This window comes from Nocardiopsis quinghaiensis (genome assembly GCF_008638365.1).
Classification (GTDB): domain Bacteria; phylum Actinomycetota; class Actinomycetes; order Streptosporangiales; family Streptosporangiaceae; genus Nocardiopsis; species Nocardiopsis quinghaiensis.
This window is the reverse complement of sequence record NZ_VWVU01000008.1, coordinates 74,144-97,841: the sequence shown is the minus strand read 5'-3', so window position 1 is coordinate 97,841 and position 23,698 is coordinate 74,144. Positions and strand designations below refer to the sequence as shown.

Sequence of the window (23,698 nt, the reverse complement as noted above, 5' to 3'; positions counted from 1 at the left end):
TCCCCCACCACCACCGCCCCCTCATCCCCTCGTTACCTGTTCGCATCCGCCCCGAGAGAGGGTCCATGCGCCCGCACCGAACCCTCACCGCACGAGGCGCCTGCATGCTCGCCTTCGGCCTGGTCGCCCTGGTGGCCGGTCTCATCGTGGGACAGCGCGAGATCGTGGGCGTGGGCGTACTGCTGGTCACCGTCCCGCCGCTGTCGGCGCTGACGGTCCTGGGCGCCGTCTCACGCCTCGCGCACAGTCGTACCGTGACCCCCGCCCGGGTCCGGGCGGGACACGACGCCCGGGTACAGGTGCGCGTGGGCAACTCCTCGCCGACCTGGCCGGTGGCCTCGGTATCGGTGTCGGACACGCTGCCCGTTCCGCTGGGCGCCGAACCCCGCTACACGGTGGGTTACCTGGGGCCTCGCGCCGTACGCGACGTCAGCTACCTGGTACGGCCCGCCGTACGCGGAAGCTACCTCCTCGGTCCGCTGCAGGTCGGGGTGACCGATCCGCTGGGGTGCGTGCGGATCAGCCGCCGCGTGGGCGCGCCCTCACCCCTGCTCGTGACCCCGGCGACCGTCCCGTTGGGCGCCCTTGGCGCCGCCGACGGCGCCAAGGGCGATGACTCACCGCGCCGTTCGGTGAGCGGCGCCGGGGACCAGGACCCGGTTCCGCGCGAGTACCGGTACGGCGACGACCTGCGCCGGGTGCACTGGCGGTCCACCGCCAAGCACGGTGAGCTGATGGTGCGCCGGGAGGAGCAGCACTGGCGCGAGAACAGTGCGGTCCTGCTGGACACGCGGCGCCGCGCGCACGGCCCCGCGGGCCCCGCCGGGTCCCTGGAGACCGCGGTGAGCGTGGCCGCCTCCGTGGCGGTGAACCTGCTCGGCAGCGGACACGACCTGCGCTTCCACACCGAGCGGGGCCGGGTACGGACCGCGACCCCGGCTGGTGTTCTGGACGGCCTGGCCGTCACGGAACCCTCCGACACCACGGGGCTCCTCGGCGGGATCGGCACGCTGGCCGACAGCCGGGGGTCCACCAGCCTGGTGGTGGCGGTACTGGGCGCGGTCGTCCCGGAGGAGGCCGCCGCACTGTCCCGGACGGGAGTCGGCGGAGTCCGCGCGGCCGTGCTGTGCGCGCACGCGGCCTGGCCCGACCAGGGCGTCCTGGGCAGGGTCCGTGACGTACTGGCCACCGCCGGGTGGCGTGTCATCGTCCTGTCCTCCACCACCGAACTGCCGCCGCTGTGGAGCCACGCGACCGGGTCCGCCACGGCGGCGTCCACCGCGAGGACCGCGCACGCCGGTTCGCACACCCCCGGGAGAGGACCGCGTTGAGAGCACTGATGCCCCTGGGCTCCCTGGCCTGCATGCTGATGGCGCTGCCCCTGCTGGGTTCACTCGTACGCGGTGGAACGTGGTGGGTCCCGGCCTTCGTCATGATGGTGGCGGTGGCCGGTGTGTCCGCGCTGTACCGGTTGAGCGGATGGAACGCGTTCCCGGTGCCGTTCCTACAGGCGTTCGCGGCGGCTTTCCTGGTCACCCCGTTGTTCGCCGGACACATCGCCCCCCTGGGACTGCTGCCCACGGACCGCGTGCTGGCGCACCTGGTGATGGTGTTCGAGCAGGGCGCGAACACCGTCAACGGCAACGCGCCGCCGGTCTCGTCCTCCGCCGGGGTCATGCTGATCATCGCGCTGGCCTTCACGGTCCTCACCTTCGCCGCGGACTTCCTGGCGGTGACGGCACGCTGTCCCGGCATGGTCGGCTGTCTGCTGCTGGCACTGGTGTCGGTGCCGCTGCTCGTGGACGGCTCCGGGCTGGGCTGGCTGCCCGCGGCCGCCTGTGCGATCGGCTTCCTGATGCTGCTCGCGATGGACATGTGGGTGCGCGGCCACGAGTGGGGAACGCGCGTCGCCGGCGGGCACGGTTCCCGGGAGAGGGTGCTGGGAGCGGTCCGCAGCGGGGTGGCGGTGTCGCTGGCCTCGGCGGTCGCGGTGCTGTTGGCGCTGACGGTGCCGCTGGCGCTGCCCTCGCTGCGCACCGACGCGCTCCACACGATGGCCGACGGAACCTACGTCGGCACGGGCGGGGACCTCATCACCACCACGCACCCGCTGGTGTCCCTGCGCCGTGAACTGGCCTTCTCCGACCGCACGGTGCTGACCTACCGAACCGACACCGACCAGCCCGACTACCTGCGCACGTACGTGCTGGACGAGTTCGACGGCGTGAACTGGACGATGACCCCGGTGAACGCCTCGGCCGACAGCAGGGTCGCCGGGGAGCTGCCGCTGCCGACGGGGTGGGGCTCGGCCCCCTCCGAGGACGTGGTGACCACCCGGATCTCGCTGGACTCGGAGACACCGCGGATGGACTTCCTTCCGCTGCCGTACTGGGCGCGCGCGGTGAGGGCGACCGGTGAGTGGTACGTCGACCCCCGGAGCCACGTGGTGTTCACCACCGACAGCGCCCCCACGGGCCTGAACTTCACCGTGGAGACCGTGGACCGGGTGCCGACGGCCGAGGAACTGGCCGACACCGGGAACCCGCGGTCGCTGCCGGGCGACTACCGGAACCTGCCGCGTGGGCTGGACCCGCGTGTGCAGGAGCTGACCGACTCGTTGACCGAGGGTGCGCAGACCCCCTACGAGCGGGCGGTGGCGCTACAGGAGTACTTCACGGGGGGAGCGTTCACCTACGACCTGGACCCGCCCGCGGTCCCCGACGGCACCGACCCGCTCGTCCACTTCCTGCTGGGGGACCGCGTGGGCTACTGCGAGCAGTTCGCGGGGGCCATGACGGTCATGGCCCGGCAGGCCGGCGTCCCCGCGCGGGTGGCGGTGGGCTACACCGCGGGCGAGCGCATGGGCGACGGCCGGTGGGCGGTGTCGTCGGGCGACGCCCACGCCTGGCCGGAGCTGTACTTCGAGGGCGCGGGATGGGTGCGGTTCGAGCCCACCCCGGCGGCGGCCGACGGGCAGGGCTCGGCGTCGGTGCCCGACTACTCGCGGGGCTCCGAGGAGGACGGCGCGGACGCTCCGGGTACCGTCCCGGAGGAGCCGGAGGCACCGGCCGACGAGGCTTCGGAGCGGTCCGAGGAGGGCGGGGCACCCGGGGAGGAGCCGAGCCGGGCGCCCGAGGAGAGCGAGGAACCCGAGGACGAGCCGACCTCGTCGGTGGCGGCTCCCGGCGACGGTTCCCGGACCGGTACGGGCCTGGCGTGGCTGCCCGTGGCGGGTGCCGCGGCGGTCGGACTGCTGCTGTTGGCGCTGCCCGCGCTGGTCCGCGCCCTGGTGCGCTGGTCCCGGACGGCCGCGCTGTCGGCGGGTGCCGCCGGGGCGTCGCAGGCGCACACCGCCTGGCGGGAACTACGGGACACGTGCCTGGACCTGGGCGGCACGTGGACGCTGACGGAGAGCCCGCGGGCCGCGGCCGGGCGTCTGGCCCGCTCGGGAGCGGCACCGGAGACGGCGGAGCCGGAGCCCGGAGGGCTGATGTCTGGGGCGCCGCCGGGGCCGGTGTCGCCGGAGACCGCGGAGGCGCTGTGGCGCCTGGCCCTGGCCGAGGAGTCGGCGCGCTACGCGCCCTCGCCGGACTCCCCGGAGGGGCTGCGCGAGGACCTGCGGACGGCCCTCGCCGGACTGGCCGCGGTGGTCGGCCCGGGAGCACGCGTCCGCGCGGTGCTGCTGCCCCGCTCGCTGGCCCCGTGGCGCCGTCCGCGCCCGGCTCCGGTCCCCGGAACCGTGACCCCCTGAGCGAGCTGGGCGGGGGCCTGGAGCACGAAAACGTGGTGGGGTCCCGCGTGATCGTGCGGGACCCCACCACGTGATGCTCCGTGTCCGGCGGGATTCGCTCCAGGTATCCACCGGCAGGGCCGTGACCAAGTCCGCTGGGGGCGACCGGGAGGCGGTCGGAGGACTATTCCTCGCCCTCCTGGCGGCGACGCCAGCGCTCCTCGAAGCGGTTCATCATACCGGGGCGGTTCCCGCCCCTGCGCTTCTGTTTGGGCTCCGCCTCGGCGACGGCCTCGGCTCCGCCTCCCGAGGACCTGCGCCAGGCACTGGCCCCCCACAGGAAGCACAGCAGCATGACGAGGAAGCCGAGGACGCTGATGGCGACCTGGGCGACTGTGGACTGGAGCATCAGCCCCGTCATCAGCAGAACGACACCGACGACGAATCCGAGTCCGGCCTTGATGATCCAGCGCTTGTAATGGACCGCGGGGTTCGTTTGCCGAACAGTGTTCGCGAACTTCGGGTCCTCGGCATACAGCGCCCGCTCGATCTGGTCGAGCATGCGCTGCTCGTGTTCAGAGAGCGGCACGGCGCCTCCCTACGGCAGTCCCCGGGTGGGGTGACGGGTACTGATGAACATTCTCTTGGTCAGTGGTATGCCCAGAATACGGTGCGCTAGCGCCCGGTGGAAAGAAAAGCTGCGTGCGTACCTGACCCACAACGGCCACGATACCCTCGCCCTGTATCGGAAACACCGGCTTCCATGCCTCTCTTCTACCCTGACTCCGGTCCTACCCTTGGAACGCTCCGTGGGCCCCGGAAGTTGCCGCATCATACGTCGTTTTCGTCACGCTTGGCCAGCACGGCCGACTGTATCGCCCCTGGGCCGAAACGTGCCGTTACGCGGTCCATAACCCGTTCCACATCCCTCCAACCCGATTCCTCCTCCCCCAGTGCCAGTTGGTGGTGCGCCCGCTCCACCGGAACGACCCCCTCGACCCGCACTCCCACCAGGCGCAGCGGCACCCCGCGAAGTCCGGAGGCGGTGTACAGCTCGCGGGCGAGGGCGCTGATCTCACGGGCCACGTCGGTGCTCTCGGGCAGGGTCCGCGACCGGGTGATCGTGGAGAAGTCCCCACGGCGCAGCTTCACGCTCACCGTGCGCCCCGCCTGACCCGATGCACGCAGACGGCGCCCCACCTTCTCCGCCAGCCTCAACAGCTCCCGGTCCACCACGTCCGGGGCGGCGACGTCCTCGTCGAAGGTCTCCTCCGCGCCGACGCTCTTGTCGGGGGTCTCGGGCACCACCGGGCTCTCGTCCACGCCCCGGGCCAGCTCGGTCAGCCTGCCCCCGGCCTTGTCGCCCAGCTCCATGCGCAGCATGTCCGGCTCGTAGCGGGCCAGCTGGCCGACCGTGCGCACGCCCAGCCTGGCCAGGGTCCGCTCGGTCCGGTCCCCCACCCCGGGCAGCGCTCCGACCGGGAGAGGGTCCAGGAAGCCCCGCACGCGGGCGGTGGGCACCAGCAGCAGGCCGTCGGGCTTGCAGTGCGTGGAACCGAGTTTTGCGGTGAAGCGGGTGGCGGCCACCCCCACGGAACAGGTGAGGCGCTGCTCCGCACGCACCCGTTCCCGGATCATCGCGGCGATCCGCACCGGTCCGCCCAGGCGGCGGCGCGCGCCGGACACGTCCAGGAAGGCCTCGTCCAGGGAGAGCGGCTGCACCAGCGGGGTCACCGAGCGCAGGATGTCCATGACGGCCTCCGACACCTGCCGGTAGGCACGGCCGTCGGGCGGGAAGACCAGGGCGTCCGGGCACAGGCGCGTGGCCCGCGCCATGGGCATCGCCGAGTGCACTCCCCGCGCGCGGGCGAGGTAGTCGGCGGAGGAGACCACGCCGCGCGGACCGGTACCGCCCACGATGACGGGACGGCCGCGGGCCTCGGGGTGGCGCAGCTGCTCCACGCTCGCGAAGAACGCGTCCATGTCCAGGTGCAGGATGTGGCAGTCGGCGTCCGGACCGGACCCGTCCGCGGGGAAGTCGGCGCCCAACGGCACGATCCCGCCCGGGGAGACCATGCCCCGCATCGCGGCACCGCGTTCCAGTTGGCGTCGGCTCATGATGTCAGGCTATGTCCTGCTGGTACGTGCGCCTCTCCGGACCGGGAACCGCTGACCGCACTCCCGTACACCTCCCGGCGCGATGGCGGGGGTCAGCCGCGGTGGGCGACGACGTGCAACTGGGTGGCGATCCCGATCAGCTCGGGGTACTCGGCGGCGGCCCTCTCCAGCTCCACCAGGCGCTGCCCGGCGTGGGCGTCGCCCTCCCAGGCGTGCCCGGGCACGAGGTCGGCGAACACCCGGACGCCGCGGACGCTGTCCCCGGTCAGTCCCGCACCGCCGATCAGTTCCAGGACCTGCTGGCGGGTGAACCGGCGCGGCATGGGGTCGCCCCCGCCCCAACGGCCGTCGGGGTCGCCGAGCAGGTGGTGCGCCTCGGCGAGGTGCCCGGCCAGCGCGCGGTGCAGGGCTCCCGCGACCGCGTTGGTGACCAACAGGCTCACCGCACCGCCCTCGCGGGTGATACCGACCACGTCGCGCAGCGCCGCCGCCGGCTCGTCCACGTACTCCAGCACGTTGTGCACCAACACGAGGTCGGCGCTGCCGGGTTCGAACATGGAAGCCAGGTCGCGGGTCTCGCCCTGGACTCCGCGCACGGCCACGTCACGTTCCGCGGCACGGCGCTCCAGGGCCGCGAGCGAGTCGGGGCTGGGCTCGACCACGGTGACCCGGTGGCCGAGTTCGGCGAGCGGAACGGCGACACCGCCGGTACCGCCGCCCGCGTCGACGATCTCCAGGGGGCCGCCGTGCCCGAGCCGGGACAGCAGCTGCACCAGGGCGTCCCACACGACCGCGGTCCGCGCCGCGTTGGCCGCCCTCGACGGTCCGGTCGTCCCACCCGCGCCGGGACCGCCGACGGCGGTCGCGCTGGTCCTGTCAGTCACCTGCGTCCCCTCAATCCAGGTTGCCCCGACGGTCCCCGCTCGCCACCCTCAGAGCGAGAGCGTCGACTTGTTCTCCATCAGCCTGGACAGGAGTCCGCTGACGAAGTTGGGCGACTCGTCGGTGGACAGCTCCTTGGCGACGCCGACCGCTTCGGCGATCGCCACACCGTCCGGGATGTCGTCGTTCCAGAGCAGCTCGTAGGCGCCCATCCGGAGGATGTTGCGGTCCACGACGGGCATGCGCTCCAGGGTCCAGCCGATGGCGTAGGTGCTCAGGAGCCCGTCGATGCGTTCACGCCGCTCGTCGACCGAGCGGGCCAGGCTCTCGGTGAACTCGTTGATCGGCGGCTCGGTCTGGGCCCGGCGGCGTCTGATGACATCCTCCACCGAGATGCCGCGCACCTCCGACTCGTAGAGGACCTCGACCGCGCGCCGCCGTGCCTTGCGCCGTGCTCCGCTCATCAGTTGACTCGTCCGAGGTAGTCGCCCGTGCGGGTGTCGACCTTGATGCGCTCGCCGGTGGTGATGAACAGGGGCACCTGGATGGTGGCGCCGGTCTGGACGGTGGCGGGCTTGGTGCCGCCGGTGGAGCGGTCGCCCTGCACGCCCGGGTCGGTCTGGGTGATCTCCAGCTCGACGGCGGCGGGCAGCTCGATGTAGAGCGGGTTGTCCTCGTAGGTGGCCACCGTGGCCCTGGTGTTCTCCAGCAGGAAGTTCTTGGCGTCACCGACGACGGTGTCCTGGACCGGGATCTGGTCGTAGGTCTGGGTGTCCATGAAGATGAAGGACTCCCCGTCGTTGTAGAGGTACTCCATCTCGCGGCGGTCGACGTTGGCGAACTCGACCTTGGCGCCGGCGTTGAAGGTCTTGTCGACGATCTTGCCCGTGAGGACGTTCTTCAGCTTGGTACGGACGAACGCGCCGCCCTTGCCCGGCTTGACGTGCTGGAACTCCAGGACGTTCCAGAGAACGCCGTTCTCGAGCCGCAGGGTCGTGCCGTTCTTGATGTCGTTCGTCGAGGCCACGTCGGTCGTCTCTCCAAGGGGTCTGACACGTCGGGAACCGGGCCCGGGGGTCCGGTCGGTGGTCGGTGGGGCTGGGCGCGGGCACCTCGGGAAGCGTCCCCGGGTGCGCCGGCGCGCATGTCGCCTGTGTGCAGTCTAGTGGCTTTGCGGAACACGGGCGTCGCCCGTGACCGCGCGGTACGCCTCGTCGAGCAGCTCGGGGGCGGGACCGCTGAGGATGGCGGGCCGGGCCAGACCGTCCAGGACGACGAAGCGCAGGGTGGCCCCGCGTGCCTTCTTGTCCACGGTCATGGCGGCGCGCAGCTCGGGCCACGCCTCCCGGGCGTAGGAGGTGGGCAGGCCCACCGACGACAGCAGGGAGCGGTGTCGCCGGACCAGGTCGGCGCCCACGCGGCCGTCCAGGCGGGCGAGTTCGGCGGCGTAGACCATGCCGATGGAGACCGCGTAGCCGTGCCGGAAGGTGTAGTTCTCGGCGCGTTCGATCGCGTGTCCCAGGGTGTGTCCGTAGTTGAGGATCTCGCGGCGGCCGCTCTCGCGCAGGTCGCCGGAGACGACGTCGGCCTTGACCCGGACGGCGCGCTCGATGAGCTCGCGGGTGTGCCTGCCCTCGGGGGTGGCGGCGCCCTCGGGGTCGTCCTCGACCAGGTCGCAGATGACGGGGTCGTCGATGAACCCCGCCTTGATGATCTCGGCGAGGCCCCCGACGTAGTCGGCCCGGGGCAGGCTCGGCAGGGTGGACAGGTCGCACAGGACCCCGGCCGGGGGGTGGAACGCGCCGACGAGGTTCTTGCCCTCGGGGGTGTTGACGCCGGTCTTGCCGCCGACGGCTGCGTCGACCATGCCCAGCAGGGTGGTGGGGACCAGGACCGAGCGCACACCCCGCAGCCAGGTCGCCGCGACGAACCCGGCCAGGTCGGTGGCCGCTCCCCCGCCGACGCCGACGACGGCGTCGCTGCGGGTGAAGCCCCGCTGTCCGAGCCGCGACCACAGGTCGGCGGCGACGGCGGCGGTCTTGGCGGCCTCGCCGTCCGGGACGGGCATGGCGTGGATCCGGTACCCGGCGGCCTCCAGGGCACCGAGCACGGGGCGGGCGATCGCGCCCAGGCCCTCGGGGTGGATGACGGCGACCTGTGCGGCGTCGCCGACCAACGAGGGAAGCTCGGAGAGGACACCGCTGCCGACCACCACGTCGTAGCGGCCGGTGGAGTCGCCCACACCGATCCGGGTCACGGTCACTGCTGAGCCCTTCCCGCGCCCTGTCCGGCCAGCGAGGGCAGGATGGCGTCAACGATCTCTTCGGGGTGGTAGCCGGTCGTCTCCACGGTGACGGTGGCCAGGCGCTCGTAGACGGGAAGGCGCTCGTTGAGCAGCTGGCGGAGCCGGGTGCGCGGGTTGCCCGCGAGCAGGGGGCGGGCGACGTCCATGCCCACACGCTTGGCGGCCTCGCCGAACTCCACGTGGAGGTAGACCACGTGGTGTCCCTCCAGGTCCCTCTGCGTGTCCTCGTCGAGGACCGCGCCGCCGCCGACGGCGACCACGCCCTCCCAGGCGCGCAGGCCCTCCGCGACCACCTCGCGTTCCAGTGCGCGGAAGTGCTCCTCGCCGTCCTCGATGAAGATGTCGCCGACGGGCTTGCCCGCGCGCCTCTCGATCTCGGTGTCGGTGCACAGCAGGTCCGCGCCCAGCCGCTCGGCCAGGGCCTCGCCGACGGTGGACTTGCCCGATCCGGGCGAACCGATGAGCACCGCGATCGCTTTTGCCACGCTCTGCCTGCCTAGGGGATCCGTGGGTCCGACCCCGCACGCGCGGGGGCGGCACCGTGTTACGTGCTCCTCTCTGTCTAGCAGACCCGCCGCTCCCGCGTGTGGGACGTCCCGGCACACGGGCGTCCGGCCCGGCGCGGGGCCCACCGGGTCACGGCGGGGGTCCGTCGTCCGTGCGCAGCAGGACGAGGGCGAGCACCGTCGTCCACGCCAGTCCCACGACGAGCGAGAGCCGCTGGTGGAGACCGCCCAGCTCCACGAACTCCGGCACCTGCGAGAACCCGATGCCCGCCAGGATGAACAGTCCGAGGAAGACGGCCCCGCTGAGCACGGAGTACGCGGCCAGGGCCCGCCTGCGGGTGCGCGCGAACCACGGGGCGAAGGCGAGGCAGGCCAGCGGCAGCCCGAGGAAGAACAGTGCCGACGCGGCATCGTGGAGGACGCCGACCGGGGTGTACACCAGCTCGTCCGGTGTGCCCGGCGGGTAGCCGCTCACGGGATCGGCCGGGAACAGTCCGGCGCCGGTCAGCCCGGCGCCGGCGACGGCCAGAGGCCACGGCTTCACACCCGCCCGTGAGGACCGTCCCAGAAGCCGCCGCACGCCCACCGCGAAGGCCACCAGGAGCGCCCCCGTGACCAGGAAGTTCGCGGTCTGGGTCCATCCGGCCCCGGTCAGCGCCAGTGAGCTGACGGGATGGCGCAGCGGCAGGTAGTCGGACCGCACCGCTCCGGCGACGGTGAACACCAGGACGAAGAGGGGGCCCGCGACGGCCCCGCACAGTAGGAGCCCGCGCGTCACTGACATGGGGACCGCCTTCGCCGGGGGATGTTCCGCATCCAGGGCAGGGGGCCTCGAAAGCCCGTGGGAGAGCCCCGGCCCGTCCCGGGAGGACGGGCCGGAGGGCACGGGCTCACCGGATGGTCAGCGAGTCCAGGTAGCCCCTGAGGTTGCGCGCGGTCTCGGGGACCGAGTCGCCGCCGAACTTCTCCACGGCGGCCTCGGCGATCACCAGGGCGACCATCGCCTCGGCGACCACACCGGCGGCCGGGACCGCCGTGACGTCGCTGCGCTGGTGGTGGGCCCGCGCGGGTTCGCCGGTCTCGGTGTCGACGGTGTCCAGCGACTTGGGCACCGTCGCGATCGGCTTCATCGCGGCGCGCACCCGCAGCGGGTCGCCGGTGGTCATACCGCCCTCGACACCGCCGGCGCGGTTCGTGCGGCGGCGCACGCCCTCCGGGCCGGGCTCGATCTCGTCGTGCGCGGCCGAGCCCCGGCGGGCGGCGGTACGGAACCCGTCGCCGACCTCGACGCCCTTGATCGCCTGGATGCCCATGAGCGCGCCGGCCAGGCGCGCGTCCATGCGCCGGTCCCAGTGCACGTGGCTGCCCAGACCGGGCGGCAGGCCGTAGACCAGCACCTCGACCACGCCGCCGAGGGTGTCGCCGGACTTCCTGGTGTCGTCGATCTCCTCGACCATGCGGGCGCTGGTCCGGGGGTCGAAGCAGCGCACCGGGTCGGCGTCGACCGCCTCCAGGTCCTCCGGGCGCGGCTCGGGCGCGTCCTCGGGCACCGCCACGGGCCCCATGGACACCACGTGGCTGAGGATCTCCGCGCCCAGCGCCTGGCGGCAGAACTGGCGGGCCACCTCACCGATCGCGACGCGGGCCGCGGTCTCACGGGCGCTGGCGCGCTCCAGGATGGGCCGTGACTCCTCGTGCCCGTACTTCTGCATACCGACCAGGTCGGCGTGCCCGGGACGGGGCCGGGTGAGCGGCGCGTTGCGCGCCACGCCCTCCAGCTCCTCGTCGGGGACCGGATCGGGCGACATCACCTTCTCCCACTTGGGCCACTCGGTGTTCCCGACCTCGATCGCGACCGGTCCCCCCTGGGTACGGCCGTGGCGAATGCCTCCGACAACGGAGACCTGGTCCTTCTCGAACTTCATCCGGGCACCACGTCCGTACCCGGCGCGACGGCGGAGCAGCGCGGCGGCGATGTCGTCAGAGGTGACGGACACACCGGCCGGGAGGCCCTCCAGAATCGCGACGAGTGCGGGTCCGTGGGACTCCCCCGCGGTCAGCCAACGCAACATGTGCACGATCTTCCCACGGACCGGTGCACGGCGGCGCACCCGGGCTCAGGGTTGCGGTGCCAGGGGTCCTCCGACCAGGACGGTGGCGAGGGCGGCGGCGAGCATGAACGGGCCGAGCGGCAGCGGATCCCTGCGGGTGAGCCGCCGGAGCGCCATGAGGGCGACGCCCACGAGCGAGAAGGCGGCGAAGGCCCAGAAGACGGAGACCAGCGCCCCGAAGGGGCCCGCAGCCCAGCCCGCGTACAGTCCGGTGAGCCCGGACAGTTTGACGTCGCCGAACCCGATCCCCGTGCGGTGCACCCGCCACAACAGCCAGTACAGCACCGTCACCAGGACCATGCTGGCCAGTGCCTCGGCGAACCGGTCGGTGTCGGGAGCGCCGGGCGGCAGAAGCGCGGCCGCCCCGACCAGCACCACGGCCACCGGGTAGGCGGGGGCGACGATGGCGTCGGGCAGGCGCATGACCCGCAGGTCGACGACGGACAGCAGCACGCCGACGGCGACCAGCCAGAGCACGGCGGGAAGGTCGAACGGGCACCAGGGGGGCCGTGCCAGGACCCAGAGCCCGACGGCGCCGAAGAGGAGGGCGGTCGTGACGGGGACCGCGAGGTCGGGGCGGATGACCTGCTCGCAGTGGGGGCAGGCCCCGCGTTTTCGGAACGCACGCGCCTCCACGACGGGAAAGCAGCGCAGGAAGCGGAGTTCGGCACAGCAGTGGGGGCAGCGGGGAGGCGGCGGTCCCTCGTCGTCCGGCGGCGGACGCTCGCCGGGTACGCCCTCGGCGTCCACGGGGACCGTCGTGGCGTCGTCCTGCCGCTCCGCCGGGAGTGGCAGGTCCCGGCGTCCCGCGAGCGTGCCCCGGGGTCCGGGGGTCCGCGGCGTCCACGCCGGTCCGAAGAGGCGGACCAGGCGGCCGTTGAGCTGGCCCGTCGCCGCACCGAGCAGGACGAGGAGGACCGCGGTGGCGGCCGTCCACAGGTACGGGTGGAGCGCGAATGCCGAGGGAATGGGCATGTTGGGAAGCTACCGTTTCGGTCCCCGCGGCGACACCGCCAGGTCCTGCCTGTGGACAACTCGGGACGCGGACCAGGCGGTTCCGGCACACGCGGGCGGCGCCGGCGCCCCTCCGCCGGACCTACTCCCCGTCGGCCGCCTTCGGGCCGGGCTCCCTGCCGTCGTCCCGCCGGGCGCGCACGACGGCGCTCAGCTCGATGCCTCCGGGCAGTACGTACCGCAGTTCGGCGGTGAGCCGCTCGGCCACGCGCCGCAGGGCCTCGTCGTCGCGCTCGTCCAGTTCGAGGCGGATGCCGATGTCACCGCGCTCGGAGGGGTGGATGCGCACGCGCTCGATGCCGAACTCGGTGTGTGTGACCCGGTAGACGAGTGCGAGGACCTGCGGGTCGTTCCTGGGCTCGGGGACGGCGCCGGTCTCGGCGAGCATGGTGAGGAAACGGCCCTGGACGGTGTAGGGCGTCGGGCCGGCCACGTCGACCACCAGGGCGTCCGCGCCCTCCTCCACGGCCGCCTGGCAGGCGTCCTGGGTGCTGAAGGGCACCGGACGCGCGTCCGGGCGCCAGCGGCGGACCGCGTCCACCGAGGTGAAGGCGAGCATGCCCCGGCGCCCGTCCTTGCCCGTCATGATCGGGACGGCGACCTCGCTGTGCTTGTCCTTGGTGAGCCCGCCGGCGCCCTTCCCCGTCTCGGTGGCCGTGGCGACCACCGGGATGAGCACACGGGACCCGCTGAGCGCGGCCAGCACCTGGCGGTCACCGGCCTCTCCCGACGCGTGTTCGCGCAGGCGCGCCCCGACCTCGGGGTCGGTGCCGCCGTCGTCGTCACGGAAGTCCTGGGCGCCGGTGATGGATGGTCTGCTCACGGGCACCGACTCTACCGGGGGCCGGCGGGGCGGTGTGTCCCGAACTCGCACGGTCTACACGCGGGGAAGGGCCCCGTCACTCTCCAGGGCGGCGATGATCGCGCTGAGCTGGGAGACCTGTTCGCCCGTGAGCCTGTCGAACATCAGGGAGCGCACGCACGTGGCGTGTCCGGGCGCTGCCTGGTCCAGGAGCAGGGAGCCCTTCTCCGTGAGTACGGCCCACAGCCCGCGCCGGTCGTCGTCGCAGTGCTCCCGGTGCACGTAGCCGTCGCGTTCGAGCCGGGCGACCTGGTGGGAGAGCCTGCTCTTGGAGACGATGACGCTGTCGGCGAGCACCCGCATCCGCATGCGCTGGTCGTGCGCCTCCGACAGGTGCACGAGGATGCCGTACTCGATGAGCGAGAGCCCCGTGCGTGCGCGAAGGTCCTTCTCCAGCTCGTCGTAGATCCAGGCGTTCATCCTGAGGAAACCACGCCAGACGTGCTGTTCCTCGCCGTCGAGCCACGTGGCCTTGTCCATGGGGCCCATCGTAGTGGCGGCCCCGTGTCCGACCTTGCACGAGCGCGTCGGAGCACTTAAACTCTTCCAAGGAAGATACTTCTAAGCTGCTTTGTTACTCAGCAGTGAGCAGGGCCCGACTCCGGGCCCGCCGACCCGACGAGGAAGACACCATGGCAGAGCAGGAACTGAAGCCCGGCACCTGGACGATCGACGCCACCCACAGTGTCATCGGCTTCTCCGTACGGCACATGATGGTCAGCAAGGTACGCGGCCGCTTCGAGAAGTTCGACGCCACCCTGACGGTCCCCGAGGACCCCATGCGGTCCTCCGTCGAGGCCACCATCGACGCGGGCTCCATCAACACGGACAGCGGTGACCGCGACACCCACATCCGCTCGGCCGACTTCTTCGACGTCGAGCAGAACCCGCAGTTCACCTTCCGCTCCACCGGCATCGAGGCCAAGGGCGAGGACTTCGTCCTCAAGGGCGACCTGAGCGTCAAGGGCAACACCCGGCCGGTCGAGATCGCGCTGGAGTTCAACGGCTCCACCATCGACCCCTACGGCATGACCCGCGCCGGCTTCACCGGTACCACGCAGATCAGCCGCAAGGAGTTCGGCGTGGACATCGAGATGCCGATGGACGGCGGCGGCGTGGTCGTCGGCGACAGGATCACCATCGACATCGACGCCGAGTTCACCCGCCAGGACTGAGCGGGACCGGGCGGGACCGCGGCGTCGGGGCGGCATCCGCCCCGGAGCGTTGACGACACACCGTCACCATCTCCGGAACCCCTCGGATATCGTCGGCGGGGGAAGGGCCACGCACCCTTCCCCCGTTCGCGTTCTCCGTGAGCGCCCACCCGTCGGCCAGGAGGTTCCGTGCCCTCGCCCCACCCCTTCCCCCCCGAGACCGTCGCCGCCGTCACCGCCCACATGAACGGCGACCACCCCGAGGACACCCTGCTCATCTGCCGCGCCCTGGGCGGCCTTCCCGAGGCCACCGCCGCCCGTATGACGGGCCTGGACGGCGACGGCGGCGACTACGCGGTCACCGCGGACGGCACCGAGCACGCCGTCCGCATCCCCTGGGCCCGGCCGCTGACCGAGCGCGCCCAGATCCGGACCGAGGTCGTGCGCATGTACCAGGAGGCATGCGAGAAACTCGGCACGGCCCCGCGCGAACAGCACTGACGGCGCTGAACCACCTCAGCGCCACCGGCCTCCAGATCACACGTGTTCGGCGGAACTCCACGGAGCCGTGAGGAGTCGAACGGAGAGCGGGGGACGACACATCCCGAGCCGGTGCCGCCGACAACGCGCGCGGCGGGCCGCTCCGGCCTACCCTGGAAGAACCGTCGGTCCCCCACCCGTACACGACACCAACGCCTATCCGAAGGACGGCCCCGGCCTCCATGGTCATGCCCGACTCCGGCGACGACAACGCGCCGACCCAACGGATCGAACCCACCGCGCCGACCACGCGAACCGGCCCCGGTGAGGGCTCCACCCGTGCGGGAGCCACACGCTGGGTCACGCGCGTCCTGCGTCCGGGATCCACACGGCAGGGTGACACGGAGCCCACCCGCGTCACCGCCCCCGGCGCGGAGCGCACCAGCGTCCTGCCCGGCTCCGCCCGGCCGGACCGCTCCGCCTCCGCCGCCCCGACGGCGAGGGCCGGCGCCCCACAGTCCGGTCCCGCCGTCCCCGGCAACGGCCGCGGCGAGGGCCGCACCCCCTGGTGGCGGACCCTGTTCGGCCCGCTCCTGGACTGGATGGCCCGCCTCGTCTCGCGCGTGGTGGTCGGTCCCGCGGGCGACCTCGACTACGCGGTCCCCGCCGAGCTGCGCCGCAGATACCGGGTGCTCGACCACATCGGCGCGGGCGGTGAGGCCGTCGTCTACCTGACCGAACCCACCGGCTCCCCCGGACGCCGGCTCGCGCTCAAGGTCTACCGGCCCGGGCACGACATCAACCGCGAACTCCTCGACCGGCTCCGCGCCCGCGGCACCGCGTCGCCGCACGCCCCCGCCATCCACGGCTACGGCACCGCGGCCAGCGCCTGGGGCGAGGACCTGGCCTGGGAGGCGCAGGAGTACTTCTCCCAGGGGTCGCTGCGCGCGCTCATCGACCAGGCTCCCCTGGAGGAGGAGCGGGCCCGCGCCGTGGTCCGCGCGGTCGCCGAGTGCCTGCACCACTGGCAGAGCGACCTCCAGCACAACCACACCGACGTCAAACCGGAGAACCTGCTGGTGCGGTCCCCGGACCCGCCGGTCGTGGCGCTCACCGACTTCGGCGGCGCCGTGCGCGCCACCATGAGCCGTGTCTACGGCGGGCTGGCCATCACCGAGGACTACGCGGCGCCCGAGGTAGTCGAGGGCCGCCGCGAGGCGCCCGCCGCCTGGTGGTCCCTGGGCGTGATCGCGCACGAGCTGGTGGCCGGCCGGCGCCCCGAGCGCGGCGGCAACTGGCTGACCGCCCGCAACACCGAGGTGGACATCTCCGCGGTCACCGACGAGCGCTGGCGGCTGCTGGTCCGCGGCCTGCTCGCGCCCGCCCCGTCCGCGCGCTGGGGCTACGACGAGGTCCTCCAGTGGCTGGCCGGTGAGCGTCCGCAGATCCGCACGGCGCGCCGCATGCGCCCCATCGACTTCGCGGGGGCCAACCACGAGGACCCGCCGAGCCTGGCCTTCGACCTGCTCGACCGCTCCGAGACCGGCGCCATGTGGCTGCTCAGCCACTGGCCGCAGCTGCGCACCTGGCTGGACCGCGAGGTCAACGACTACACCTTCGACCGCGCCTACCTGACCGGCCTGGACGAGTACCCAGAACGGGCGCACGTGGCGATCAGCGCACTGGCCGCCCGGTACGTGCCGGGGATGCCGCCGCGCTTCCGGGGGCACGGGATCAGCGCCGACGGGCTGCTGGCCCTGTCCACCGGCGAGGCCAGCCGGCACGCGGTGGTACGCGAGGCCGTGGCCTCGGGCGCGGTCGGGCTGGGCGCCCAGCACTGGTGCCCGCACCCGGGCTGCCGTTCCGGCGGCTCGGGCCGGTGCGCCCTGCTGGAGCGCGTCCAGCACGAGGTGCCCCTGATCATGCGGCGGGTGTCCGAGACCGTCGACCGGCTGGTCGGCTCGGGGCCGGACGCCCCGCGGAGCCCGGACACCCACGAGACGGACACCGCGTGGGCACGGGCGGTCGAGCTGGTGCTGGTCCCCGATACCGCGTCCCGGTACCGCTCGCTGCTGCGGCGCCAGTCCTGGCACCCCCGTCAGCGCAGCACCGCTCCGCACGCCCCCTGGTGGGCGGAGCAGCGGCGCCTGGCACTGCGCGACGGCACCGGACGCGACGCCCTGGCCACCAGGGGCGCTCTGGTCACCGCCGTGCTCCTGCTGCCCGAGGCGGTCCGGGTCGGCGGCGGGATCGCCGAACGCGAGCGCGCCGACGGCAGGGCACGCCGTCAGGACCGGTGGGCGTCGTTGGCCGGTTCGGCCCATGAGCGCTGGGCACAGGCCCGGGAGAGGCTCTCCACCGTCAGACGGCGCGGGACCGAGGCCGCCGTGGCGCCGACCAGGCCGGACCACCCGGCCGTACCGCGCCCCTACGGCCCCCCGGGCGCGCGGGAGCCCGAGCTGAGCCCCCGCGAGCAGGAGCGCCGGAGGCGCAGGGCCGATCGGACCATGGGTCAGATCCAGCGGGCGATGACGGCGGGCAGGTGCCGTCGCTTCGCCTATCCGGCGGCGCTGCTGGGCCTGGTGGACGGGCTGGGCCGGGTGGTACGCCCGCAGGAGGGCTTCTACCCCGAGAGCGAGTTCGTGACCTCGGCCTACACCGGCCTGTTGGACGCCGGCGACGGCGCCGTCCTGGGCTGGCTGTCGGAGGTGACCGGTTCGGTGACCGGGCTGCTGCCGGGCGGCATGGGCGCCGCGTGGTGGTTCCCGGTGCTGTTGTCGGTGGCGCTGCTGGCGCTGGGGCGCGCGGCGGCCAACAAGAAGCCCGCCTCCCGGGCCCGCCGCCGCCTGGGGGCGTTCCGCCTGGCCGTGGCGGGGTCGTTGTTCATGGTGGTGGTGCTGTTGTCCACGGGCCTGGTGGCACTGGGCTCGGGTGTGCTGATCCCCCTGGACGGGCTCCTCGGCTAGGCGCGGGCGCGGGAGGCCCGGGGCCGCGTGCGGGGTGCGACCGTCGGGGGCGGTGGTGGGCTATGATCACCCGGTTCGGCGTACGGCCGGAAGGACACGACGGAGAAGCGGGTGACAGGTGGGTGACGTGATCGAACTGCACGCCGGAGAGTACCGGGCGGGCATCGACCACACGGGAGCGGCTCTGCGGTCGCTCACCTGGCGCGGCCGTGACGTGGTCTGGCCCTACGGTGAGGACGGCCCCACGGCCTTCCAGGGCCAGGTGCTGGCGCCGTGGCCGAACCGGGTGACCGAGAAGGGCTACCGGTTCGGCGGCGCCGAGTACCACCTGGAACCCGACGACCCGGCCACGGGCACGGCCATCCACGGCCTGGTCCACGACCGGACGTGGTCTCCGGAGGCGGTGTCCGCGGACGCGGCCACGCTGCGCCTGGACTTCGACGGCACGCCCGGCTTCCCCTTCCCCCTGGAACTGGCCGTCACCCACCGGCTCACCGGGGAGGGGCTGGAGGTCACCACCACCGCCCGCAACCGGGGCGGCTCGCCCGCCCCGTTCGGGCTGGGCTTCCACCCCTACCTGACCCTGGGCGAACCCCTGTCGGCGCTGGCCGAGCGCGGCGAGTTCACGCTGGAGGTCACCGCGGGCGCCCGGCAACCGGTCGACGGGCAGATGCTGCCGTCGGGCGCGCCCGTCCCGGTGGACGGCGGCCCGCTCGACTTCCGCCCGCCGGGCCGCGAGCTCGGCGACACGGTCCTGGACACCGCCTTCTCCGCGCTGGAGCGGGACGGCGACGGGCGCGCGTGGGTGCGGGCGAGCGGCCCGGAGCACCGGGTGTCACTGTGGTGTGACGCCAGCTTCGGCTGGTTGCAGCTGTTCAGCGCCGACACCCTCGGCGGGGCCGACCACCGGGCCCACCTGGCGGCCGAGCCGATGACCTGCCCGCCCAACGCGCTGGCGACCGGAACCGACCTGATCGTGCTCGCGCCGGGCGAGTCGACCGAACACACGTTCGGCATCACCGCCGAGGCCCTGGGCTGACCGTCGCCGGCCGGCCGCGCCTCACCCCGATCCGGAGGGCTCACGGCCCAGTACGCCGCTGAGCCGCTCCAGGTCCTCCGCGGTGTCGATGTCCTCCGGGCTGGCGATGTCGTCGCAGGCCACGGCGGTGACCAGGTGCGAGTACGCCCGCAGGAACGGGCGCGCTCCCACGTCGTGCACGGCCATGGTGTAGGCGGTCGACCAGTGTTCGCGGCCCAGCAGCACCGGGTTGCGCTGGTTGCCGTGATAGGTGGCCACCGCGGCTCGGGCGCCCTGCTCGTGCGCGCGCACCAGGCGGCGCACCGCCTCGGGGGTGACCAGGGGTTGGTCGGCCAGCGCGATCAGCACGGCGTCCACCGTGCCGGGAAGGGCGTCGATCCCGGCGCGCACCGACGACCCCATACCGGTCCGCCAGTCGGGGTTGTGCACCGTGTGGGCGCCGTCGACCGCCGTGTCGGCCGCGCCCAGCACCACCATCACGGGAGCGCATCCGCCCTCGGTCAGGGTGCGCACGCCCCGGTCGACCAGGCGTTCACCGCCCACCTCGACCAGCGCCTTGGGTCGCCCGAGTCTGCTCCCCGAACCCGCCGCCAACAGCAGGCCCGCCACCCGGCCAGCACGCGTCCACTTCCGGTCCTCCGCGTCCCCAGTACCCATGACGAGATGATGCCACGCGGGGACGCGCCGGGTGAGCCGTCTGACACAGCCGGTCCGGGCTCCTCACGTGACGGTTCCCACATCCTCGCCGTGACCAGGCGCTTCGGTCCGAGGCGGGTTTCGGTTCACTCCGCGGAGTGACCGAATCCGGCCGGGATCAGGGATGACCTCGGCGTGTCGTGGTGGATCCGGCCGCTGGTCTCGCGCAGCGCGCGGCCGCTGCCGCCCCACCGGTCGCGCACCAGCTCCGCGGCGATCGACACCGCCGTCTCCTCCGGGGTACGCGCCCCCAGGTCCAGGCCGATCGGCGAGTGCAGGCGCTCCAGGGCCGCCTCCTCCACCCCCGCCTCGCGCAGCCGCTCCAGCCGGTCCTCGTGGGTGCGCCGCGATCCCATCGCGCCGATGTAGCCCGCGCGGGTTCCGAGGGCGGCCCTGAGCACCGGCACGTCGAACTTGGGGTCGTGGGTGAGCACGCAGACGGCGGTGCGCCCGTCGATCTCGTCGGCGATCTCGTCCAGGAACACGTGCGGCCACTTGACCACCACCTCCTCGGCGGTGGGGAACCGCTTGGCGGTGGCGAACACCGGCCGGGCGTCGCACACCGTCACCCGGTAGCCCAGATAGGTGCCGAGGTCGGCCACGGCCGCCGCGAAGTCGATCGCGCCGAACACCAGCATGCGCGGCGCGGGCGCGAACGACTGGACGAAGACCTCCAGTTCGTCGCCGCGCCGCTGCCCGTCGCTCCCGTAGCGCAGCAGGCCGGTGCTGCCCTGGGCGAGCATGCCCCGCACGTCGTCGTCCAGCGCGTCGGCCAGCCGGTCGCTGCCCAGACCGCCCTCGGCGTGGCCGGGCCACACCACGCGGCGCCGCCCCACCCGGTCCTCGTCGGAGGGGTCGGAGACGATGGTGGCCACGGCGACGGGCTGGTGCTCGTCGACGGCGCCGATCACCGAGCCGAGCTGGGCGTAGGTGGCCCGGCTGATCGGCTCGACGAACATGTGCAGGGTCCCGCCGCAGGTCAGTCCCACGCTGAAGGCGTCGTCGTCGCTGACCCCGTAGGTGCGGCGCACCGGCACGCCCGTGCGGATGACCTCCAGGGCCTCCTCGTAGACCGCGCCCTCCACGCAGCCGCCGGACACGCTTCCCACGACCTCGCCGGAGGCGCTGACCAGCATCGCCGCGCCGGCGTCGCGTGGGGCGCTCTTGTAGGTGTCGATCACCGTGGCCAGCGCGAACGTCTCGCCTGATGCGTACAGGTCGGACACGGCCGCTCGGATGTCGCGCACGCGGTACCCTCTTCCACGTTCCGTCAGGTGGCTCCCAGTACCAAACTACGTGTCCCGGGCAACACCGCGGGAGCCCCCGATCCTCAGGAATCCGGCGGCTCCCTCGGGAGGTTCCTACGAGTGCCCGGGTTCCGGGGCCTCTCCGTGGTCGTGCAGCAGCGCACGGAACTCCGCCAGGCCGCGGTGGGCGAACTCGCCGTCGGCGCTCTGGACGCCCATCACCGCCAGGGTGGTCCCGTCGGACAGGTCCACCGAGGGCCAGGGCTCACCGACCGGCATCCGGATGTCCACCACCTCGGCCCACGACAAGACATGGGTGCGGATGCTGTTGACCACCGTCACACCCTCCTCCGCGGCCACCAGCCGGGGCCGGGCGAGCAGGTGCAGCGCGGCGGCGATGGCCAGGCCCGTTCCCGCCATCAGGAACCGGTCCACGGGGCCCCAGTCCCCCGGCATGATCACGGCGAGCACCGCCAGGGTGGCCACGATCAGCAGGGCAAGGCCGTAGGCGACCCACCGCACCGCCCGGGGCCGCCACGTCCTGGGCAGAACCGGCTGCTTCGACGCCTCGTCCACGGGTTGTTCCCTCGTCCGCACCGACTACTCCACTCCTGACCGGCCCGCCTGCTCGGAGCGACCGCCCGACCACCGGGAACACTGCTCCCCCGCGCGGCCCGGTCCGGTCAGCGGCGCAGACCGCGCAGGACCACCGCCGTGTCCAGGGCGGCCAGCGCGGCCTCGGCGCCCTTGTTCTCGACGCTCCCCGGCAGGCCGGCACGGTCACGCGCCTGTTCCAGGGTGTCACAGGTGAGCACACCGTTGCCCACGGGGGTGGAGTGGCGCAGGGCCACCTCGGTCAGACCGTGGGTGACCGACTGGCACACGTAGTCGAAGTGGGGCGTGCCGCCGCGGATGACCGCGCCCAGGGCGATCACGACGTCGTGCTGTCGGGCCAGCTCCTGGGCGACCACGGGGATCTCGACCGCCCCCGCGACCTCCACCACGGCGGGCGCCGCCGCCCCCGAGGCCCTCACCACGTCCAGGGCGTTGGCGAGCATCGGCTGGACGACGGGGGCGTTCCATCGGGTCACGACGATGCCCACCGACATCCCGGAGGCGTCCACGGCCCGTCCGTCCGGACGTCCTTCACCACTCATGGGTCCTGCTTTCTGTCTGTGCTGTGGAGGGGACCGCCCGGGCCGTCGGCCGTGGTCCCGCCCCCGGGCCGCCTCGCGGGATCCCGCCCGTCCCGGGGGCCGGCCTCAACCGGCGAAGCCGGTCAGGTCGTGGCCCATACGGTCGCGCTTGGTGCGCAGGTAGGTGAGGTTGTCCTCGGTGACGAAGGAGGGCATGCCCACCCGCTCACCGACCCGCACGCCGTGGCGTTCCAGCCCCTCGGCCTTGTCGGGGTTGTTGGTCAGCAGCCGTACCGAGGACACGCCCAGGTCGGTGAGGATCTGGGCGCCGGCGCCGAACTCGCGGGCGTCGGCGGGCAGTCCCAGGCGCAGGTTGGCGTCGACGGTGTCCACGCCCTGGTCCTGGAGGCTGTAGGCGCGCAGCTTGTGCAGCAGTCCGATCCCGCGGCCCTCGTGTCCGCCCAGGTAGACCACCACGCCGCGCCCCTCCTCGGCGATGTCGGCCATGGCGGCGTCCAGCTGGGCACCGCAGTCGCAGCGGTGGGAGCCGAAGGCGTCGCCGGTGAGGCACTCCGAGTGCAGGCGGGCCAGGACGTCGGTGCCGTCGGACAGGTCGCCGTAGACCAGCGCGACGTGCTCGGCGCCGTCGGTGGTGCCCCTGAAACCGATCGCGCGCCACTGCCCGTACTTGTTGGGCATCCGGGTCTCGACCATGCGGGTGACCAGCGGCGGGTGGGCCTCGTCGTCGGTGAGGACCTCGCCGAGAGCGGCGCGGTGGGCGGCCAGCTGCTCCACCGACACCAGCTTGAGCCCGTACTCGTCGGCGAACTCGCGCAGCCGCGGCAGGCGCGCCATGGTGCCGTCGTCGTTGACGACCTCGGCGAGCACGCCCGCGGGGCGCAGACCCGCCAGCCGGGCGAAGTCGACGGAGGCCTCGGTGTGTCCGCGCCGGGCCAGGACGCCGCCCGGGCGGGCGCGCAGCGGCAGGATGTGGCCGGGACGCACGAAGTCGGTGGGACGGGTTCCGGCCGAGGCCAGCAGGCGGATGGTGCGGGCGCGGTCGGCGGCGGAGATGCCGGTGGTGACACCCTCGCGGGCGTCGACGGTGACCGTGTAGGCGGTGCGCAGGCTCTCCTCGTTGCGCGCGGTCATCAGGGGCAGGTCGAGGCGGTCCAGGTCCTCGCCCTCCATCGGTACGCACACCACTCCGGAGGTGTGGCGGATCATGAACGCCAGGAGTTCGGGTGTGGCGAGTTCGGCGGCGAAGATGATGTCGCCCTCGTTCTCGCGGTCCTCGTCGTCCACCACCACGATGGCCCGCCCGGCGGCGAACTCGGCGATGGCCTCCTCGACGGAGTCGAGGACGACGGCCTGGTCGATCTCGGTGGTGGCCGGGGTGGCGTCGGTGACGGTCATGGCCGCTCCCTGGGGTGACTCGTGGGTGGAGATGGT

General features: G+C 73.1%; 23 protein-coding genes. 6 read left to right on the top strand and 17 right to left on the bottom strand.

The window, feature by feature from the left end; genetic code table 11:
• Positions 1-65: 65 nt before the first annotated feature.
• Both FYX01_RS16935 and FYX01_RS16930 read left to right on the top strand, forming a co-directional pair.
• Positions 66-1,331, top strand: coding sequence for a DUF58 domain-containing protein (locus FYX01_RS16935; protein WP_150242484.1), 1,266 nt, complete (start codon positions 66-68; stop codon positions 1,329-1,331).
• Positions 1,332-1,339: 8 nt separating this feature from the next.
• The gene (locus FYX01_RS16930) at positions 1,340-3,751 is read left to right on the top strand and encodes a transglutaminase TgpA family protein (protein ID WP_150242725.1); all 2,412 of its coding nucleotides are present in this window, start codon (positions 1,340-1,342) and stop codon (positions 3,749-3,751) included.
• A gap of 163 nt (positions 3,752-3,914) precedes the next feature.
• Here the strand turns inward: FYX01_RS16930 and FYX01_RS16925 are convergent, their stop codons facing one another.
• From FYX01_RS16925 to FYX01_RS16870, 12 genes are all read right to left on the bottom strand, one after another.
• Positions 3,915-4,319, bottom strand: a complete 405-nt coding sequence (locus tag FYX01_RS16925; RefSeq protein ID WP_150242482.1) for a DUF3040 domain-containing protein — start codon at positions 4,317-4,319, stop codon at positions 3,915-3,917.
• Positions 4,320-4,561: 242 nt separating this feature from the next.
• On the bottom strand, positions 4,562-5,815 hold the full coding sequence (gene dinB / locus FYX01_RS16920) for a DNA polymerase IV (RefSeq protein ID WP_150242723.1): 1,254 nt from the start codon (positions 5,813-5,815) through the stop codon (positions 4,562-4,564).
• A gap of 125 nt (positions 5,816-5,940) precedes the next feature.
• A complete protein-coding gene (locus FYX01_RS16915; protein ID WP_150242479.1) occupies positions 5,941-6,732 on the bottom strand; it encodes a methyltransferase domain-containing protein in 792 nt (263 codons plus the stop codon).
• A 48-nt stretch (positions 6,733-6,780) separates the two neighbouring features.
• A complete protein-coding gene (gene nusB / locus FYX01_RS16910; protein ID WP_150242477.1) occupies positions 6,781-7,194 on the bottom strand; it encodes a transcription antitermination factor NusB in 414 nt (137 codons plus the stop codon).
• Positions 7,194-7,757, bottom strand: coding sequence for an elongation factor P (gene efp, locus FYX01_RS16905; RefSeq protein ID WP_150242475.1), 564 nt, complete (start codon positions 7,755-7,757; stop codon positions 7,194-7,196). Before efp ends, nusB begins: the two co-directional genes overlap by 1 nt.
• A gap of 135 nt (positions 7,758-7,892) precedes the next feature.
• Positions 7,893-8,993 (bottom strand): 3-dehydroquinate synthase, encoded by a 1,101-nt coding sequence (aroB, locus tag FYX01_RS16900; RefSeq protein ID WP_150242473.1) that lies wholly within the window; start codon positions 8,991-8,993, stop codon positions 7,893-7,895.
• Entirely contained in the window at positions 8,990-9,502 is a 513-nt protein-coding gene (locus FYX01_RS16895; protein ID WP_150242722.1) for a shikimate kinase, read from the bottom strand. The genes aroB and FYX01_RS16895 overlap by 4 nt, the downstream gene beginning before the upstream one ends.
• 169 nt (positions 9,503-9,671) lie before the next feature.
• Positions 9,672-10,325, bottom strand: a complete 654-nt coding sequence (locus FYX01_RS16890; protein ID WP_150242471.1) for a DUF998 domain-containing protein — start codon at positions 10,323-10,325, stop codon at positions 9,672-9,674.
• A gap of 106 nt (positions 10,326-10,431) precedes the next feature.
• Positions 10,432-11,613, bottom strand: coding sequence for a chorismate synthase (gene aroC, locus FYX01_RS16885; RefSeq protein ID WP_150242469.1), 1,182 nt, complete (start codon positions 11,611-11,613; stop codon positions 10,432-10,434).
• 45 nt (positions 11,614-11,658) lie between these two features.
• The gene (locus tag FYX01_RS16880) at positions 11,659-12,627 is read right to left on the bottom strand and encodes a prepilin peptidase (protein ID WP_150242467.1); all 969 of its coding nucleotides are present in this window, start codon (positions 12,625-12,627) and stop codon (positions 11,659-11,661) included.
• Between the two features lie 121 nt (positions 12,628-12,748).
• Positions 12,749-13,489 (bottom strand): SseB family protein, encoded by a 741-nt coding sequence (locus FYX01_RS16875; RefSeq protein ID WP_150242465.1) that lies wholly within the window; start codon positions 13,487-13,489, stop codon positions 12,749-12,751.
• 54 nt (positions 13,490-13,543) lie between these two features.
• Positions 13,544-14,008 carry a MarR family winged helix-turn-helix transcriptional regulator gene (locus tag FYX01_RS16870; RefSeq protein ID WP_150242463.1) on the bottom strand — a complete coding sequence of 155 codons (465 nt, stop codon included), beginning with the start codon at positions 14,006-14,008 and terminating at the stop codon, positions 13,544-13,546.
• A 152-nt stretch (positions 14,009-14,160) separates the two neighbouring features.
• On the opposite strand from FYX01_RS16870, the gene FYX01_RS16865 reads away from it, so the two are divergent.
• The 4 genes from FYX01_RS16865 to FYX01_RS16850 all read left to right on the top strand — a co-directional run bounded on the left by FYX01_RS16865 (position 14,161) and on the right by FYX01_RS16850 (position 19,167).
• Positions 14,161-14,703, top strand: a complete 543-nt coding sequence (locus tag FYX01_RS16865) for a YceI family protein (protein ID WP_150242461.1) — start codon at positions 14,161-14,163, stop codon at positions 14,701-14,703.
• A gap of 168 nt (positions 14,704-14,871) precedes the next feature.
• Entirely contained in the window at positions 14,872-15,183 is a 312-nt protein-coding gene (locus tag FYX01_RS16860; RefSeq protein WP_150242459.1) for a DUF2470 domain-containing protein, read from the top strand.
• A gap of 221 nt (positions 15,184-15,404) precedes the next feature.
• Entirely contained in the window at positions 15,405-18,128 is a 2,724-nt protein-coding gene (locus FYX01_RS16855; RefSeq protein ID WP_150242457.1) for a protein kinase domain-containing protein, read from the top strand.
• Between the two features lie 118 nt (positions 18,129-18,246).
• Positions 18,247-19,167 (top strand): aldose 1-epimerase family protein, encoded by a 921-nt coding sequence (locus tag FYX01_RS16850; RefSeq protein ID WP_150242455.1) that lies wholly within the window; start codon positions 18,247-18,249, stop codon positions 19,165-19,167.
• A gap of 21 nt (positions 19,168-19,188) precedes the next feature.
• Here the strand turns inward: FYX01_RS16850 and FYX01_RS16845 are convergent, their stop codons facing one another.
• From FYX01_RS16845 to FYX01_RS16825, 5 genes are all read right to left on the bottom strand, one after another.
• Positions 19,189-19,776 carry a nucleotidyltransferase family protein gene (locus FYX01_RS16845; RefSeq protein WP_150242719.1) on the bottom strand — a complete coding sequence of 196 codons (588 nt, stop codon included), beginning with the start codon at positions 19,774-19,776 and terminating at the stop codon, positions 19,189-19,191.
• Positions 19,777-19,949: 173 nt separating this feature from the next.
• Positions 19,950-21,110 carry an XdhC family protein gene (locus FYX01_RS16840; RefSeq protein ID WP_150242453.1) on the bottom strand — a complete coding sequence of 387 codons (1,161 nt, stop codon included), beginning with the start codon at positions 21,108-21,110 and terminating at the stop codon, positions 19,950-19,952.
• A 114-nt stretch (positions 21,111-21,224) separates the two neighbouring features.
• Positions 21,225-21,686 carry a PH domain-containing protein gene (locus FYX01_RS16835; RefSeq protein ID WP_150242451.1) on the bottom strand — a complete coding sequence of 154 codons (462 nt, stop codon included), beginning with the start codon at positions 21,684-21,686 and terminating at the stop codon, positions 21,225-21,227.
• Between the two features lie 107 nt (positions 21,687-21,793).
• Complete coding sequence (gene ribH, locus FYX01_RS16830) at positions 21,794-22,267, bottom strand: 6,7-dimethyl-8-ribityllumazine synthase (RefSeq protein WP_150242449.1); 474 nt, start codon at positions 22,265-22,267, stop codon at positions 21,794-21,796.
• 105 nt (positions 22,268-22,372) lie between these two features.
• Positions 22,373-23,662, bottom strand: a complete 1,290-nt coding sequence (locus FYX01_RS16825) for a bifunctional 3,4-dihydroxy-2-butanone-4-phosphate synthase/GTP cyclohydrolase II (protein WP_150242447.1) — start codon at positions 23,660-23,662, stop codon at positions 22,373-22,375.
• Between the last annotated feature and the right edge of the window lie 36 nt (positions 23,663-23,698).

What these genes read in the sequence shown, in the direction of transcription:
- FYX01_RS16930 (WP_150242725.1), top strand. Translation starts at nt 1,340, where the DNA reads ATGCCCCTGGGCTCCCTGGCCTGCATGCTGATGGCGCTGCCCCTGCTG.
- FYX01_RS16890 (WP_150242471.1), bottom strand. Translation starts at nt 10,325, where the DNA reads ATGTCAGTGACGCGCGGGCTCCTACTGTGCGGGGCCGTCGCGGGCCCC.
- FYX01_RS16880 (WP_150242467.1), bottom strand. Translation starts at nt 12,627, where the DNA reads ATGCCCATTCCCTCGGCATTCGCGCTCCACCCGTACCTGTGGACGGCC.
- FYX01_RS16855 (WP_150242457.1), top strand. Translation starts at nt 15,405, where the DNA reads ATGGTCATGCCCGACTCCGGCGACGACAACGCGCCGACCCAACGGATC.
- nusB (WP_150242477.1), bottom strand. Translation starts at nt 7,194, where the DNA reads ATGAGCGGAGCACGGCGCAAGGCACGGCGGCGCGCGGTCGAGGTCCTC.
- FYX01_RS16865 (WP_150242461.1), top strand. Translation starts at nt 14,161, where the DNA reads ATGGCAGAGCAGGAACTGAAGCCCGGCACCTGGACGATCGACGCCACC.
- FYX01_RS16935 (WP_150242484.1), top strand. Translation starts at nt 66, where the DNA reads ATGCGCCCGCACCGAACCCTCACCGCACGAGGCGCCTGCATGCTCGCC.
- aroC (WP_150242469.1), bottom strand. Translation starts at nt 11,613, where the DNA reads ATGTTGCGTTGGCTGACCGCGGGGGAGTCCCACGGACCCGCACTCGTC.
- ribH (WP_150242449.1), bottom strand. Translation starts at nt 22,267, where the DNA reads ATGAGTGGTGAAGGACGTCCGGACGGACGGGCCGTGGACGCCTCCGGG.
- dinB (WP_150242723.1), bottom strand. Translation starts at nt 5,815, where the DNA reads ATGCGGGGCATGGTCTCCCCGGGCGGGATCGTGCCGTTGGGCGCCGAC.
- FYX01_RS16825 (WP_150242447.1), bottom strand. Translation starts at nt 23,662, where the DNA reads ATGACCGTCACCGACGCCACCCCGGCCACCACCGAGATCGACCAGGCC.
- FYX01_RS16870 (WP_150242463.1), bottom strand. Translation starts at nt 14,008, where the DNA reads ATGGACAAGGCCACGTGGCTCGACGGCGAGGAACAGCACGTCTGGCGT.